Raw genomic sequence first — 14,723 nt, 5'->3', positions numbered from 1 at the left:
TTGCGAGCGCACAACGATCCGCGCGGGGTTTGCGCGGAATGGGATCCGCTTTTTGCAGTGCGATCCACGTGTTCACGCTGTTAGTAGCGCCAGCAGCTGTGCTGGCTCCGAGGCCAGACGATCCGCCCCCGCTTTGCGCAACTCGGGTTCGCCACCGAAACCCCACAGCACGCCGATATTGCGCATCGTGTGATGACGAGCACCTTCGATGTCCATGTGACGATCGCCAATCATCCAGCAGTCGGTCGGACTCACCGACAGCCGACGCAAGGCTTCGGCGATCAGCTCCGGCTTGTGGCTCAAAGTGCCGTCGGGCGTCGCCCCGATGACATCTTCAAAGTAGTTGCCAAACGGCAGATGGGCCAGGATTTTGCGCGCATGCGGTTCGTTTTTGGCGGTAACTACCGCCAGCCTATAGCCGGCGGCATGCAGCGCAGCGAGGGCTTCATTGATGCCAGCATAGACCTCGTGCTCAGCCCAGCCAAAGCTTTCAAAGCGATCGCGGTAATGCGCAACCGCTCGCTCCACAAGTTCCGGATCGACCAGCAGCGGCGCAAAACTGGTGCGCAGCGGCGGACCAATCCACCGGCGCAACTCCGGCTCGGGAGGTACGGGATGATTCAGCTGCGCCAGGGCGTGGGCGACGCAGCGAGTGATGCCGACAGCGGAATCGATCAGCGTGCCATCAAGATCGAAGAACAGCGTGGGACGGCTCACTGACCGCGTGCTTCCAGCGCCGCTACTGCCGGCAGCGTCTTGCCTTCCAGGAACTCCAAAAACGCACCGCCGCCGGTCGAGATGTAGCTAATGTCGTCGGCGATGCCGTATTTGTCCACCGCCGCCAGCGTGTCGCCACCCCCGGCGATGGAGAACGCCGTGGAGTCGGCGATGGCGCGCGCCAGGGTTTCGGTGCCCTTGCCGAAGGCATCGAACTCGAACACGCCCACCGGTCCGTTCCACACCACCGTGCCGGCTTGCTTGATCAGTTCGGCATAACGGGCAGCGGTTGCCGGACCGATATCCAGGATCAGATCGTCGTCGCCTACGCCATCGACCGGCTTCACGGCAGCCGGAGAGTCGGCTTTGAATTCTTTTGCCACCACCACATCGGTGGGCACCGGGATGTCGGCACCGCGCGACTTGGCGTCGGCACCGATCTTCTTGGCGGTATCCAGCAGATCCGCCTCGTACAACGACTTGCCGACCGCGTGTCCGTCCGCGGCGATGAAGGTGTTGGCGATGCCGCCACCGACGATCAACTGGTCGACCTTGCCGACCAGATTCGACAATAGCTCCAGCTTGGTGGATACCTTGCTGCCGGCCACGATGGCCAGCAATGGACGCGCGGGCTTATCCAGCGCTTTGGCCAACGCATCGAGTTCGGCCATCAGCAGCGGACCGCCGGCAGCGATCTTGGCGAAGCGGATCACGCCGTGCGTGGATGCCTGCGCACGGTGCGCGGTGCCGAAGGCATCCATCACGAATACATCGCATAGCGCGGCGTATTTCTTCGATAGTGCCTCGTCGTCTTTGCCCTCGCCGACATTCATGCGGCAATTTTCCAGGAGCACGACCTGACCGGATGCGACGTCCACGCCCTCCACCCAATCCTTGACCAGCGGCACTTCGATACCCAGCAGTTCAGACAAGCGCTGTGCGACCGGCGCCAGCGAGTCTTCCGCCGTCCAGACACCTTCCTTAGGCCGGCCCAGGTGCGAGGTCACCATCACCGCAGCACCTTTTTCCAGCGCCAGCTTCAAAGTGGGTAGCGAAGCGGTGATGCGCTGTTCGGAAGTGATGCGCGCGGGTTGTCCTTCCGCATGTTCGATGGGCACGTTCAGATCCTGGCGGATCAGCACGCGCTTGCCGGAGAGATCGAGGTCGGTCATGCGGATGATGGACATGGGGGTTCCCGGTGCGTGGACAGACCCTTATTGTCCGGGCTGGGGCGCTGCGCGGCAATGCATGCCGTGTGACGACAACCTTTGCAGGAGCGCCTCCTGTAGGAGCGGCGTCCCGCCGCGAGCTCTTCGCGTTTCCGTGCGATCTGACAGGAAGAGCTCGCGGCGGGACGCCGCTCCTACGACAGCAGATGGCTTGCATGGCAAGCCGCAACTGTCATTTCACTGCTGGCTTGTTCCGCAACAAACTGAAAGCGAAGCCCGCCACGAGAAGTGCGCCGCCAACCAACAACGCCCACAGCAGCCAATTCTTCCAATCGCGCTTGGGCGGAGCTGGCTTCAAGGCCGCCTCTCCGGCCAAGGCTTGTGCTTGCCCAAGATAGGCGGGCGATGGTTGCCAGTCGTTGCCGCGTTCGCGCCGCAGCGCTTCCACCAGTTGCGGCAGCGGCGCTTCGGCCCGGCGTGCGCGGGCGCTTCCGGCCAGCAAAGCGTAAGGCGGTTGTCCTTGCGCCAGGAACACCACCACTTCCGGCCGGTAGCCCAGCTTCAATGTCGGCAATTGGCCCTGCAGCGGCTGCTTGGAGAACAACCGCCAGTAGCGGTGGCGCGAAGTCCCGTCCAGCGTCTGCGGCGCCGACCGGTTGGCTGCGCCGGCGCCTTCGACCTGGTAAGTCAACCAGGGCGCTGCGGCGAACTGCCACTCTGCCTTCGGATCGTCGCGGCTCTTCAGCATCCACTCGTTGGCGCTGTTGCCCGGCAGCGAGACATCGGCCACCTGGAAGGGAAACCGGCCCTGCACCTCGAACTCGTAATACTCCACGCCGGCCTCCTGCACGCGCTGCGCCGGCAATTCCTCCCATTGCCACTCAGGTGCCGCCACCCGCTCTGGCAACTCCGCCAGTACCCGCGTCAGCTGCAAACCGCGTCGGTCATTCCCCACTGGCAGGACGCGCAGATATTTCGCTTGCACGCTGTCCAGTTCGATACGGTTGTCGCTGATGCGCTGGCCAGCGCGCTCCAATTGAACATTCTCCAGCTGGATCAGCCGGCCGTTCGTCTGCACGGTACGCCAGGTCTTGAGATCATCCGACGCGGCGACTTGGTATGCATGTTCGAACGATGGCTGCTCCGCTTTCCACTCGAACCGCAATGCGGAGACGGGTTCACGTAGCCGGCTGATGTCGATCAGATATTCGTCACCGTCGCCGGGCGCTGTCGCATTGGCCATCTCCACCCGTCGCAAGCTGCCGTCGCTGGCGATTTCGCTGATGGAAGAAATGTTGGACGGCTGACCATCATTGCCGCGTGGCAGCGGGAACCAGGGCACCTCCACGGCATTCGCCGCTTGTGCCAACGGTTGCTCGGGACCAAACAACGAAGATGCCAGCGGGATGCCATCGGCGTTGACGACGTCCAGATCTTCCAGCGTCGCCGACCGCAATTGCCGATAGACATCGCGATTCAGCACTACCCGGTAAGCACCGCCGTCATCACGGCTGAGCGCCAGCGGCCATTGTTGCGCATAGTCGTCTCGGATACCGGCCATTGCGACCAGCGGCACCAGAGCAAGCCAGGCGAGTTTCTTCATGCGGGGGATTCCTCGGAAACGGTGCGCGGCGGCGCGGGCGCCAGATAACCCACGACGGTGCAAAGCAGGCCGTAAGCGATGAAGGAAGCGATGCCCAGCACGTCGCCAAGGTTGCCGCGGTCGACCAGAATCAGCTTACCCAACACGATGCCCATCAGCACCGCGCCGGCAAGCCACAGAACGCGTTGACCACGGCGCGAACCGACCACCCAGCCCAGCACGCCTAGCACGCTCCAGACCATCGTCAAGCTGGTTTGCGCCAGGCTGGTGTATAGCAGGCCGTCGGTCCACGCCACACCGCCCCAGTGATGCACTGCGTGCAGCACGACGGACGTGACGAAGATGAAGGCGACGGCGGACAGCTTCATCAACCGGATCGATCTCAGCAGCTGCGGCGAATGCTCCGACCACAACCAGCGCGCCGCCAGCACCAGCACCGCCAATTGCGCCAGTTCCATCGGATTGATGATCGGCAACCAAGGCAACGGTGCACTGCTACCCGCTTGGGTCAGTGCATACAGCCACCAGACCGACAACACGACGAAGTACACCATCTGCAACCATGTGCGCAGAGAGTCGAAACGTTCGCCCAGCGGCGCAGCCAGCCACGGCCAGCGATACAGGCTCAATGCGGTCACAGCCAGCCACGGCAGCACGATGCCGACCAGACGCCAGCCATCGTCCAAGGCGAAGTATTGGCTCAGCCAATCGAGCAACATCGAGGCCACGAACGGCCACACCAGCAGCCAGACGAATTGCGCGCCCGCCGCCAGCCTTTGCTCGCTATTGCGCAGGCACACCAGACTGCGAATGCCCAAAACCGTATAGACCAGCCACGCCCACAAGCCGTATTCCGCGAACGGCTGCTGGTGCACTTCAACCTGCACGAGCGCCAGTGGTGCCGCAGCGGCCAACGCCAGCAGCGTCGTCATCACCAGCGCAGTGCCGGGACGACGGCGGTGCACTTCCGCCGCAAGCCAGCCGGTCACGGCGACGAAGGCAAGCAACGCATCTACTCGGCTGTCACGGACGACAAATCGTTCGATTTCATTCACGCCGCTACCGAGCCACCACAGCAGTCCCCACAGATAGAACACCAGCGCAAGCGCGCTGCGCCCGACGGACCGGTAGCTCCATGCACTGGCGAAACCAGCCAACGTGATCAACAGCCCGCCCATGAACGTTCCATTGGCGACGATTACATCGGCAGTCGAACCACTGGCTTGCCCAATCGCGAAAGCGAATGCGGCGGCCAACTGCAATCCCATGCCGGTGAGCTGAGGCAATAACCGTTGTTGACGTAGCCCCAGCCAGACCAGGGCAGCCCCTTCTAGCGCAAATACGCAAGCGGTCGCCTTGGCCGAAAACGCCAGCGGTATCGCCAACGTGGAGAAGCCTACGGCCAAAAGTGCGTACGACTGTCCCAGTGCGGCGAAGTTGAGGCGGCGCAGGAAGCTCCATGCCAATCCCGCGTACAACACACCCAGCCCCAAGGCGCAAAACGCCAGCGGCATGCGCTCCCCGCGCAGCAATCCTGCCTGTAGCGAGAACGCGATCAGCGGCGTGCCGAACACCAGGCAGCCGTCGATGAAATCACGGCGGCTGGCCGGCTGTTTCCGCGCATAAAGCATCGGAATGATCAGGTAGAACGCGAAGAACAGCAGCAGGAAAGGTTCGGTGCTGTTGAAGTTCGCGGGCTTGTAATCCAGAACGCCCCACAACGTGCCGATACCAAAGGTGAAAACAAAACCCAGCAGGTTGAGCACACGCCACGCGCGCCACCAGGCGATGACCAGGATGGCTGCATTCAATACCGCGTAGTAGGAAAACAGCGCCACGTAGTTGCCACTGCCAGTGGACAACCAGATGGGCGCCAGGAAGCCCGCCAGAACCGCGAATACCGCCAGCGCTTTCGCGTCCTGGAGCACTGCAAGCACACCGGCACCGGCTATCAAGCCCACGCTCAGCGCGAACGCACCGGCAGGTGGAATCATGCCCAACTTGAACGCCGCAAATACCGTCAGCAACAAGATGCCGATGGCGCCACCTTGCACGCTCAGCGCAAAGACCCGATTGCTCTCACGCTTGCGCCAGGCGAATACCAGTGCCGCCATCGCCGCGGCGGCCACGCCTGCCAGGCGCAATTCGACCGGCACCACCAGCATGCCCTGGTCGCTGGCGTACTTCAGCAGCGCGGCGACGCCCGCGAACAACACCAGGATGCCGATCTTGACCGGCACATTGCCTACGGTGAACCAGCGCTTCACCGCGCGCGCGGCAAGGGTCAGGATGTCTGGCTTCGAAGGCGTGGGCGGCGGTGCCGGGCGTGGCGGTGAAAGTGGCGAAACCGCAGCAGGAGCCTCGGACGCGGCGGGACGCGGCACTCGCGGCGGCAACGGCGGCGGCGCCTGGCTGGCGATGGCATCGGGTGGAGGTGCGGCTTCGCGGATCGGTGCCACGGAGGGTAGCGGTCGCTTCGTGAGTTCCGCCAAGGTCGGTTCGGGGGCGGGTTCGGCGACACGGCCGGCTCCGGCTTCCCCTGGCGCAACAGGAGCCGCCGCCAATCCGGCCACTCGGTTTTCCAGCTCAGTCACGCGCCGCTTCAAGCCGCTAACGCTGACCAAGGCAAAGATCAGCAGCACCGGCACGGCCAGCACCGCCAGACCCAATAGAACCAGTATCCCTTCCACGCTCTTTCCCCTGATCGGTGCACTTCCCTATTGATTCGGAACGAATTCTTATCGAAACGACCGAATCAATTCCTCCCCACCCTTGCCCGCCCCAAGACGGGAGGGAAAAAGGAAGGCACTCAGGTTCGTTGAGTGCCACTTTTATGACAAACGGCAAAGATGCCGCTGGCGGGACGCCGATGCAGCCTCAGCTAACCACCGTCAATTTGCAACAGAGTTAGCCGTCAGTACCGCCATTAGCGTCCCAAGGTAGCGAAAAGCGATACTCCTGATACGACAAAGGCGCCTTGCGGCGCCTTTGTCTGCTGGGATGCGGCGCCTAGCGGCCGCATCGCATGCCGGCTTACTTGCCGGCCACCACGCGCACCATTTCCAGGCACTTGGTGGAATAGCCCCACTCGTTGTCGTACCAGCTGACCAGCTTGACGAAGGTCCCGTCCAGCGAAATGCCGGCGTCGGCATCAAAAATCGAGGTGCGGGTGTCGCCGCGGAAATCGGTGGCGACCACCTTGTCCTCCGTGTAGCCCAGGATGCCCTTCAACGCGCCTTCGCTCTGGGCCTTCATCTCGGCGCAGATTTCGGCGTAGGTGGCCGGCTTCTCCAGTTCGCAGGTCAGGTCGACCACCGACACGTCGCTGGTCGGCACGCGGAAGGACATGCCGGTGAGCTTCTTGTTCAATTCCGGAATCACCACGCCCACCGCCTTGGCAGCGCCGGTGCTGGACGGAATGATGTTCTCCAGGATGCCGCGACCACCGCGCCAGTCTTTGTTGGACGGACCGTCGACGGTCTTCTGGGTAGCCGTCGTTGCATGGATCGTGGTCATCAGGCCGCGCTTGATGCCCCACTTGTCGTGCAGCACCTTGGCCAACGGCGCCAGGCAGTTGGTGGTGCAGGAGGCGTTGGAGATGATCGCTTCGCCCTTGTAGGTCTTGTCGTTGACGCCGTAGACGAACATCGGCGTATCGTCCTTCGACGGCGCGGACAGGATGACCTTCTTGGCGCCGGCGTCGAGATGCTTCTGCGCCGTCGTCTTGTCCAGGAACAAGCCGGTGGATTCGATGACTACTTCCGCGCCCACCTCGTCCCACTTGAGGTTGGCCGGATCACGTTCCTGGGTCAGGCGGATCTTCTTGCCATTGACGATCAGGGTATTGCCCTCGACCTTGACGTCACCCTTGAAGCGGCCATGCACGGAGTCGTACTGCAGCATGTACGCCAGGTAGTCCGGTTCCAGCAGATCGTTGATGGCCACGATCTCGATATCGTTGCCGAAATTCTGCACGGCGGAACGCAGCACATTGCGCCCGATGCGGCCGAAGCCATTGATACCAACCTTGATCGACATTGCTCAAAACTCCTGCGGCCGCGCAACGCGCGGCAGGGTTGACGGGGCTCCCATTCTAACAGGCAGCGGCGTGCCCCTTTCACAGCTCCGGCAGCGCAAGTTGGGCTGACGTTATGAGCGCGAGTTATGAGGCCGTAACCTGCGACTTAGGCGACGTCGGTTAAAGTGCCGGCATGAACCGGACCCTTTTCTTTCTTCTTACTGCCGCCCTGCTGATTCCCGCTCCCGCGCACGCCTGGGGCGCGCTCGGCCATCGACTGGTGGCGCGGCTCGCCTATGACCAGCTGACACCGCAAGCGCGCGCGCAGATAGCCGAACTGCTGTCCGGTGAAGTCGAACCCACCTTGGCGGGCATCGCCAACTGGGCCGATGATCTTCGCGGCAACGACCCGGACCTGGGTAAACGCACATCGCGCTGGCACTACGTCAACATCGGAAGCCACGATTGTGTGTACGAAGCCACGCGGGATTGCCGCAAGGGCGATTGCGTGATCGAAGCCATACAGCGCCAAAGCGCGGTCCTTGCCGACCGCAGCAAACCCAAGGCCGAGCGCCTGCAAGCCTTGAAGTTCGTCGTACATTTCGTCGGCGATGTCCACCAGCCGCTTCATGCCAGCAACACCAACGACCGGGGCGGCAACGACTTCCAGGTCAACTATCGCGGCCAGGGCAGCAATCTGCATAGCGTGTGGGACAGCGGCCTGCTGAAGTCCGCCCGCCTGAGCGAAGACGCATATCTTCGCCATCTGCAAGCGCTGCCGCCACCGAAGGAGGCTACTCAATCTCTCTTGCCCACTGCGCCCGCCCAGTGGGCGGAACAGTCCTGCAAGTCGGTAACCCAGCCTGGCTTCTATCCGGCGCGTGCGAAGTTGGACGATAGCTACTACACCCGCCATCGGTCCATCGCCGAGCAGCGCCTGCGCGAGGGCGGCGCGCACCTGGCTCAGTTGCTCAATGCCACGCTAAGCGGTAGTTGATCTCACCCGTGCGAAGATCGCTCTGATGATGAACCTGCCGAACCGTTTCCTCGCGGTGTTGCTGCTGATGTTTCTGGCATCGCCGCTGCATGCCGTCGAGCCGGCAAGGCCGCTAACGGTTTTTGCCGCAGCCAGTCTCAAGGAGTCCCTGGACGAAGCGGCACGCGCTTACGAAAAGCAAACCGGCACGCCGGTGCGGGTTTCATACGCCGCCAGCTCTGCATTGGCGCGGCAGATAGAGCGAGGTGCGCCCGCGGATGTTTTCTTTTCGGCTGATCTTGAGTGGATGGATTACCTGCAGCAGCGGCGGAAGATTGACCCGGCCAATCGCCGCAATGTGCTGGGCAATCAATTGGCACTGGTGGCGCCAAAGAACAGCCGTGCTCAGGTCGACCTCAGGAATCCAGCATCGCTATCTACCGCACTCGGTGACAGGCGGCTGGCCGTCGGCCAGATCCGTAGCGTCCCGGCGGGCAAGTACGCACGTGCTTCGCTGGAATCGCTGGGCGCGTGGGACAACGTGAAATCGAAACTCGCCGAATCGGAAAGCGTACGCGCCGCATTGATGCTGGTGGCACGCGGTGAGACACCGCTGGGCATCGTCTATCTTTCCGACGCGAAAGCGGAACCCGGCGTGCGAGTAGTCGCGATTTTCCCGAACGATAGCCATCCACCTATCCTCTATCCCGTGGCGTCGCTGCGCGATAATCGGCATCCGCAAACGGGAGCTTTCGTACGCTGGCTGTCTTCACCTGCTGCGCGCGGTATTTTCCAGCGCCGCGGCTTTACCGTGCTTCCCTAAGGTTGCTCGCTTGCCCTGGTTCTCACCCGAAGAAGTCACCACCATTGCATTGAGCCTGAAAGTGGCTCTGGTGGCATCGGTCGCCAGCCTGCCGTTCGGCGTGGCGCTGGGTTGGCTGTTGGCGCGACGCCGCTTTCCGGGCAAAGCCTTGGTGGATGCTCTGGTGCATTTGCCGCTGGTGCTGCCGCCTGTGGTCATGGGCTACGCGCTTCTGGTCTCCTTGGGTACACAGGGGCCGGTGGGGGCATTCCTCGAGAACCATTTCGGCATCGTGTTCGCTTTCCGCTGGACAGGCGCTGCGCTTGCGTCCGCGGTGATGGGTTTCCCGCTGATGGTGCGCGCCATCCGGCTTTCGCTCGAGGCCACGGATCGTCGCTTGGAACAGGCTGCGTCGACACTCGGCGCCGGGCCTTGGCGCGTCTTCTTCACCATCACTCTGCCGTTGGCGTGGCCGGGACTTGTAGCCGGCACGGTACTGGCTTTCGCCAAAGCGCTGGGAGAGTTCGGCGCCACCATCACGTTCGTGTCCAATATCCCCGGCGAAACGCAAACATTGTCGTCGGCGATCTATGGACTGATGCAGGTTCCCGGCGCCGAAAGCGGCATTTGGCGACTGGCGGCGGTTGCCGTCAGTATCTCCCTGCTGGCGTTGATGTTGTCGGAGTACCTGGTGCGGCGCCATCGCGGGAACGAGGAACACTGATGCTGCGGCTGGACATCGAACTGCGACGCGGCGGTTTCCAACGACATGTTCGGCTGGAATCAGACGCGCGCGTCACCGCGTTGACCGGCCCTTCTGGTGCAGGCAAGACTACGGTGCTCAACGCGATCGCCGGCTTGCTGAAACCGCATGCGGGACGCATCGAAATAGATGGACGTTGCTTGTTCGACAGCGAGCAGCGCATCGATGTACCAGCCCATCGCCGCCACGTCGGCTACGTCTTCCAGGATGCCCGCCTGTTTCCGCATCTGGATGTGCGTCGCAACCTGCTGTACGGCCGCCACGGCCGCGACCGCACTCCTCAATTCGGCTTCGATGCCATCGTCGAACTGCTGGGCATCGCTCCTCTGCTGAAACGCCGGCCAACCCACCTTTCCGGCGGCGAAGCGCAACGCGTCGCCATGGGCCGCGCATTGTTGTCGCAGCCGGCCATCCTGTTGTTCGACGAACCCCTGTCCGCCTTGGACCAAGCCCGGCGCGAAGAACTGATCCCCTACCTGCAACGCGTCCGCGACGAAATCCGCTTGCCGATCGTGTACGTCAGCCACCATCCGGAAGAGGTGCGCCGGCTGGCGGATGAGATACGGACGCTAGAGTAGTGTTGTAGAGCGGAGCTTCGCCCCGCGATAGCATAGAGTCAGTAGCAATGAGGCCGTCGCAACGGCAAGTGATAGGAAATAGCCGCATAGAGACGCTTCTCGTAGAGCCGAGATCTAATGTTGAACTGTCAACTCGTCATGGCGGCAGTGCCGACGTCGCTCCTACAATCCGCGCTTTGGTAGAGCCGAGCTTGCTCGGCTGATCGTATCCGAAGGGCATTGCGCCAAAAACAGCGGAGCAAGCTCCGCTCTACGACAGTGTTCATCGCTCGGATGCGTTCGCTATGCCCCGAAGGAGTGGCCGCATCAGCGGCTTGACGCTTGGCGTCGAAATAGATGGGCACACGTATCCAGCCTTCCACCGGCTTCCCGTCCTGTTGCTTCGGGACGAAGGTCCATTGCTTCGCGGCTTGAATAGATGCCGCATCGAAAACGCCAGCCGGATCTGCCTTCTCCACCCGTACATCCTTGGGCTTGCCGTCCGTGCCAACCAAAATCCTCAATAGCACCTGCCCGGAAACGCCTTGCTTGGCCACGCCCTCAGGATATGGCGGTGCCGGCGTGCGCATCGCGACTACATCAGTAACGGCAGCAGGCGGTTCAGTCGATGTCTTCAGCACCGGTCGTGGCGCGTCCGCTTGCGGAGGCTGCATGGCCCAAGCGACCGCGGCGGTGGTCAGTGCGAAAGAGACTGCGAGTAACGATCCGGCTTTCGTGCGGCGACGAGATGGCAGTGGAAATTTCAGCATGGCGATACGCTCCTTCAGCAGATGATGGCCGCCCCAATGGCAGGCCAATGGAAAAACGTCCACAGCTAGCTGGGTCTTCAGCATGGCATCGCCATAGGTGCGGCGCTGCTGCGGAAATCGTGCGATCACGGCCTGATCGCACGACAGCTCCTGGTCGTGCCGGAAGTACCGCGCCGCCAGTTGGACCAGTGGATTGAACCAATACAGGCAACTAATCAAGGTAAGTGCCGCATTGACCTGGAGGTCGCCACGGCACAGATGCGCGCGCTCGTGCTGTAGAACCAGACACCGTTCTTGTTCGTTGTAGCGAAGATCGAAATCGGATGGCACCACGATGCGGGGACGCAGTACACCAATCACGGCTGGCAACCCTGCACAGACACCAGCTTCATAGAGGCCATCGGCGCGTCGCCTCAGATGCCCTAGGCGGGAGACAAACCGGCACTGCCGCACGGCATAGAAAATCGCGGTTGTTGCTGCGCCCGCTATCCAGAGCGCCAGTAGCCACGGTCCGTAGTTCCGCTGCAGGGCGTGCTCGACCATCAGCGGCTGCAATGGGCCCAGCCGCATTTCCATCGTTAACACCTGCTCGCCCACGCGCGCCGGCAGCAGCACGGCAGCCATCGCAGCGGGTACTGCTGTCCAAAGCAGATAGGCGATACGAGCGCCAAACCGGTCCGCGACCCATCGGCGTACGGCCATCACCAGCACGATAGCGGCACTGCCAGTCAATGTGGTTTCGAAAAGCGCAGTCAACAGTTCATTGCTCATCATCCAGCTCCCTGATGAGCTTTTTCAGCTCGGCAATATCTGCTGCGGATAGCTTTCCGCGCTCGCTGAAATGGGCCACCAAAGGCGCCACCCGACCGCCGAACAAGCGCTCCAGCAAACCTTCGCTCTGCTGCTCCACCCACGCCTCCCGCTGCAACGCGGGCGAGTACAAGTAGCGGCGGCCCTGCTTCTCCGCGTGAATAGCACCCTTGTTGAGCAAGCGATTGAGCAAGGTCTTGATGGTGGGCTCGGCCCAACCGGTACTGGCAGCCAAGGCCACGATTACCTCTTCCGCGCTAAGAGGATTTCGCTGCCACAGGACTTCCATCACCATGGCTTCGGCGTCACTGATCGACATATCGATTACACCTGTAATTTTTACTGATTACATTCGTAATCGAACGAGTTGTCAACCCCTTTTATCGCCATTCGTCGGCATCTCAGCCGACATCGCCTAAGCTGCCCGCCATGACCCTCCTCCTTGAAAGCCTCGACGACGCCGTCGACTTCATCTTCCAGAACACGCCAGCCACCATCCGCATGGGGGCGCCATTAGGCATCGGCAAACCGCATCGCCTGTTGAATGCGCTGTATGCGCGCATAGAAAGCGACACCACACGGCATTGGCATCTTTATACGGCGTTGTCCCTGGACCCACCCGCGGGCGGTGAAGGCCTGGAGGGACGTTTCGTCGGTCCATTCGCGGAACGGCACTTCGGCGCCGATTTTCCCCGGCTGGCCTACGTGCAGGCGATGAAGCGCGATGCACTGCCGGCCAACATCGAAGTCGAAGAGTTCTACATGCAATCGGGCGCACTACTGCGGTCGGCGCAGGCGCAACGTCACTACGCCAGCCTCAACTACACCCATGTGGCGCGGGCGCTGGCCGAACGGCAAGTCAACGTCATCATCCAGAAAGTGGCGCGCGAGCCGGGCGGCACGCGCCTGTCGCTCTCCAGCAACAACGACCTGACCCACGACGCGGTGGACGCCATCGTGGCACGCGGACTGCCGCGCCCGCTGCTGGTCGCCGAGATCGATCCGCAATTGCCGTGGATAGGCGGTACCGCCGTAGTGGAAGCGGCGTTTTTCGATGCCGTGATCACGCCGCCGGGACCATATCCCAAGCTGTTCGGCCTGCCGCGACAACCGGTGGCTGACGCCGAATACGCTATTGGCCTGTACGCCAGCACACTGGTACGCGACGGCGGCACGCTTCAGATCGGGATCGGCGCGCTGGCTGACGCGCTCTGCCATGCGCTGGTGCTTCGTCATGTCGACAACGGCACCTACCGACGCGTACTCGCTGCGCTGGATCCTGGCATCGAACAGCATCCTTCCGTCATCGCCAGCGGTGGGCTTGGACCGTTCGAGGTCGGCTTGTACGGCTGCAGCGAAATGATCAACGAAGGCTTCAAGCACCTGGTGGAAACCGGTGTGATCCGCCGCAAAGTGGTGGACGACGAACTGCTGATGCGTCGTCTGGCCGACGGAACCGCAAACCTGGGCGACCAAGCACGGCTCGACCGCGACGGCGAGTATCTGCACGGCGCGTTCTATCTGGGTTCGCCCGAATTTTACGAGTGGTTGCGAAATTTCCCGGACGACCAGCGCCGCGCCATCGGCATGCGCCGGATCAGCGAAATCAATCAGCTATACGGCGGCAATGAGAATCTTGAACGATTGCAACGCCACGATGCTCGCTTCTTCAACTCCTGCATGATGGCGACCGCACTGGGTGCGGCAACATCCGATGGCCTGGAAGATGGGCGCATCGTCTCCGGTGTCGGCGGCCAATACAACTTCGTGGCCATGGCGCATGCACTGGATGGCGCCCGCTCTGCCCTGATGTTCCGCGCGGTACGCGAGGATGCCGGCAAGCCGCAATCCAACGTACGCTGGAATTATGGCCACACCACCATCCCCCGCCATCTGCGCGATATCTACATCAACGAATACGGCATCGCTGATTTGCACGGTCGCAATGATGAAGATTGCGTCATTGCCATGGCAGCGATTACCGATGCGCGATTCCAGGCGGAATTGTTGGAAACAGCGAAGCGCTGCAAGAAACTCCGGAGCGATTTCGTCGAGCCAGAGAGCTGGCAGAGCAATGTCCAAAGCCGCCTAAGTGCGAAGCTTTCGGCCTTCCGGCGCGATGGGACGCTGCCGGACTATCCTCTGGGCAGCGACTTCACCCCGGCGGAACAGCGTTTGGTGAAAGCCCTCGGTTGGTTGAAGGCCGAAACCGCCACGCTCCCGCGAAAGCTGGGAACGCTTTGCAGTGCGGTGCTCGCTGGTAAGCAGATAGATGCCGAGGCATTACAGCGCATGGGACTCGACCGACCGGCGAATGTGGGCGAATGGTTGTATGCCCGGCTGGTTTCGCGTGCGCTGTCTAGAACTGCAGGCTAGAACGACTTCGTTTCAAGAGCTGATAGATCATCTTACCGGCGGCTACATTCTGCTTTGATGGCTTACTGAAGTGGACGTTTCCGCTGAAGGCAAAAGCAAATCCCCCTCAAATGCTTTTCAACCGCCGAATGGCGGGTCATCCCCTTGACCAGCCATTCGGCT

General features: G+C 62.0%; 12 protein-coding genes. 5 read left to right on the top strand and 7 right to left on the bottom strand.

Going from position 1 to position 14,723, the window contains the following annotated elements:
• Positions 1 to 72: 72 nt before the first annotated feature.
• The 5 genes from AB6O04_RS00270 to gap all read right to left on the bottom strand — a co-directional run bounded on the left by AB6O04_RS00270 (position 73) and on the right by gap (position 7,527).
• Complete coding sequence (locus AB6O04_RS00270; RefSeq protein WP_368561609.1) at positions 73 to 717, bottom strand: HAD family hydrolase; 645 nt, start codon at positions 715 to 717, stop codon at positions 73 to 75.
• Complete coding sequence (locus AB6O04_RS00265; RefSeq protein WP_368561608.1) at positions 714 to 1,904, bottom strand: phosphoglycerate kinase; 1,191 nt, start codon at positions 1,902 to 1,904, stop codon at positions 714 to 716. The genes AB6O04_RS00270 and AB6O04_RS00265 overlap by 4 nt, the downstream gene beginning before the upstream one ends.
• 214 nt (positions 1,905 to 2,118) lie before the next feature.
• Positions 2,119 to 3,489, bottom strand: a complete 1,371-nt coding sequence (locus AB6O04_RS00260; protein WP_368561607.1) for a DUF3999 domain-containing protein — start codon at positions 3,487 to 3,489, stop codon at positions 2,119 to 2,121.
• Positions 3,486 to 6,179 carry a DUF2339 domain-containing protein gene (locus AB6O04_RS00255; RefSeq protein WP_368561606.1) on the bottom strand — a complete coding sequence of 898 codons (2,694 nt, stop codon included), beginning with the start codon at positions 6,177 to 6,179 and terminating at the stop codon, positions 3,486 to 3,488. The genes AB6O04_RS00260 and AB6O04_RS00255 overlap by 4 nt, the downstream gene beginning before the upstream one ends.
• A gap of 343 nt (positions 6,180 to 6,522) precedes the next feature.
• Positions 6,523 to 7,527 (bottom strand): type I glyceraldehyde-3-phosphate dehydrogenase, encoded by a 1,005-nt coding sequence (gene gap, locus AB6O04_RS00250; protein WP_368561605.1) that lies wholly within the window; start codon positions 7,525 to 7,527, stop codon positions 6,523 to 6,525.
• A gap of 173 nt (positions 7,528 to 7,700) precedes the next feature.
• Here gap and AB6O04_RS00245 point away from each other — a divergent pair, with 173 nt between their 5' ends.
• The 4 genes from AB6O04_RS00245 to modC are packed head-to-tail and all read left to right on the top strand — an operon-like array spanning position 7,701 to position 10,626.
• On the top strand, positions 7,701 to 8,504 hold the full coding sequence (locus AB6O04_RS00245) for a S1/P1 nuclease (protein ID WP_368561604.1): 804 nt from the start codon (positions 7,701 to 7,703) through the stop codon (positions 8,502 to 8,504).
• Positions 8,505 to 8,529: 25 nt separating this feature from the next.
• Positions 8,530 to 9,306: a molybdate ABC transporter substrate-binding protein gene (gene modA / locus AB6O04_RS00240; protein ID WP_368561603.1), complete on the top strand. Its 777-nt coding sequence runs from the start codon at positions 8,530 to 8,532 to the stop codon at positions 9,304 to 9,306.
• 10 nt (positions 9,307 to 9,316) lie between these two features.
• Positions 9,317 to 10,009, top strand: a complete 693-nt coding sequence (gene modB, locus AB6O04_RS00235) for a molybdate ABC transporter permease subunit (protein ID WP_368561602.1) — start codon at positions 9,317 to 9,319, stop codon at positions 10,007 to 10,009.
• Complete coding sequence (modC, locus tag AB6O04_RS00230) at positions 10,009 to 10,626, top strand: molybdenum ABC transporter ATP-binding protein (RefSeq protein ID WP_368561601.1); 618 nt, start codon at positions 10,009 to 10,011, stop codon at positions 10,624 to 10,626. The genes modB and modC overlap by 1 nt, the downstream gene beginning before the upstream one ends.
• A gap of 128 nt (positions 10,627 to 10,754) precedes the next feature.
• On the opposite strand, the gene AB6O04_RS00225 is transcribed toward modC, so the two are convergent.
• A complete protein-coding gene (locus AB6O04_RS00225; RefSeq protein WP_368561600.1) occupies positions 10,755 to 12,146 on the bottom strand; it encodes a TonB family protein in 1,392 nt (463 codons plus the stop codon).
• A complete protein-coding gene (locus tag AB6O04_RS00220) occupies positions 12,136 to 12,504 on the bottom strand; it encodes a BlaI/MecI/CopY family transcriptional regulator (RefSeq protein WP_368561599.1) in 369 nt (122 codons plus the stop codon). The genes AB6O04_RS00225 and AB6O04_RS00220 overlap by 11 nt, the downstream gene beginning before the upstream one ends.
• Before the next feature lie 110 nt (positions 12,505 to 12,614).
• Between AB6O04_RS00220 and AB6O04_RS00215 the strand changes: the two genes are divergently transcribed.
• Positions 12,615 to 14,561 (top strand): acetyl-CoA hydrolase/transferase C-terminal domain-containing protein, encoded by a 1,947-nt coding sequence (locus tag AB6O04_RS00215; protein ID WP_368561598.1) that lies wholly within the window; start codon positions 12,615 to 12,617, stop codon positions 14,559 to 14,561.
• The last annotated feature ends 162 nt before the right edge of the window (positions 14,562 to 14,723 follow it).

Origin of the sequence: Pseudoxanthomonas sp. UTMC 1351 (genome assembly GCF_040948865.1) — a bacterium.
GTDB lineage: Bacteria > Pseudomonadota > Gammaproteobacteria > Xanthomonadales > Xanthomonadaceae > Pseudoxanthomonas_A.
Note: the sequence above shows the minus strand (reverse complement) of the source record. Positions and strands in the feature narration are given on the sequence as shown.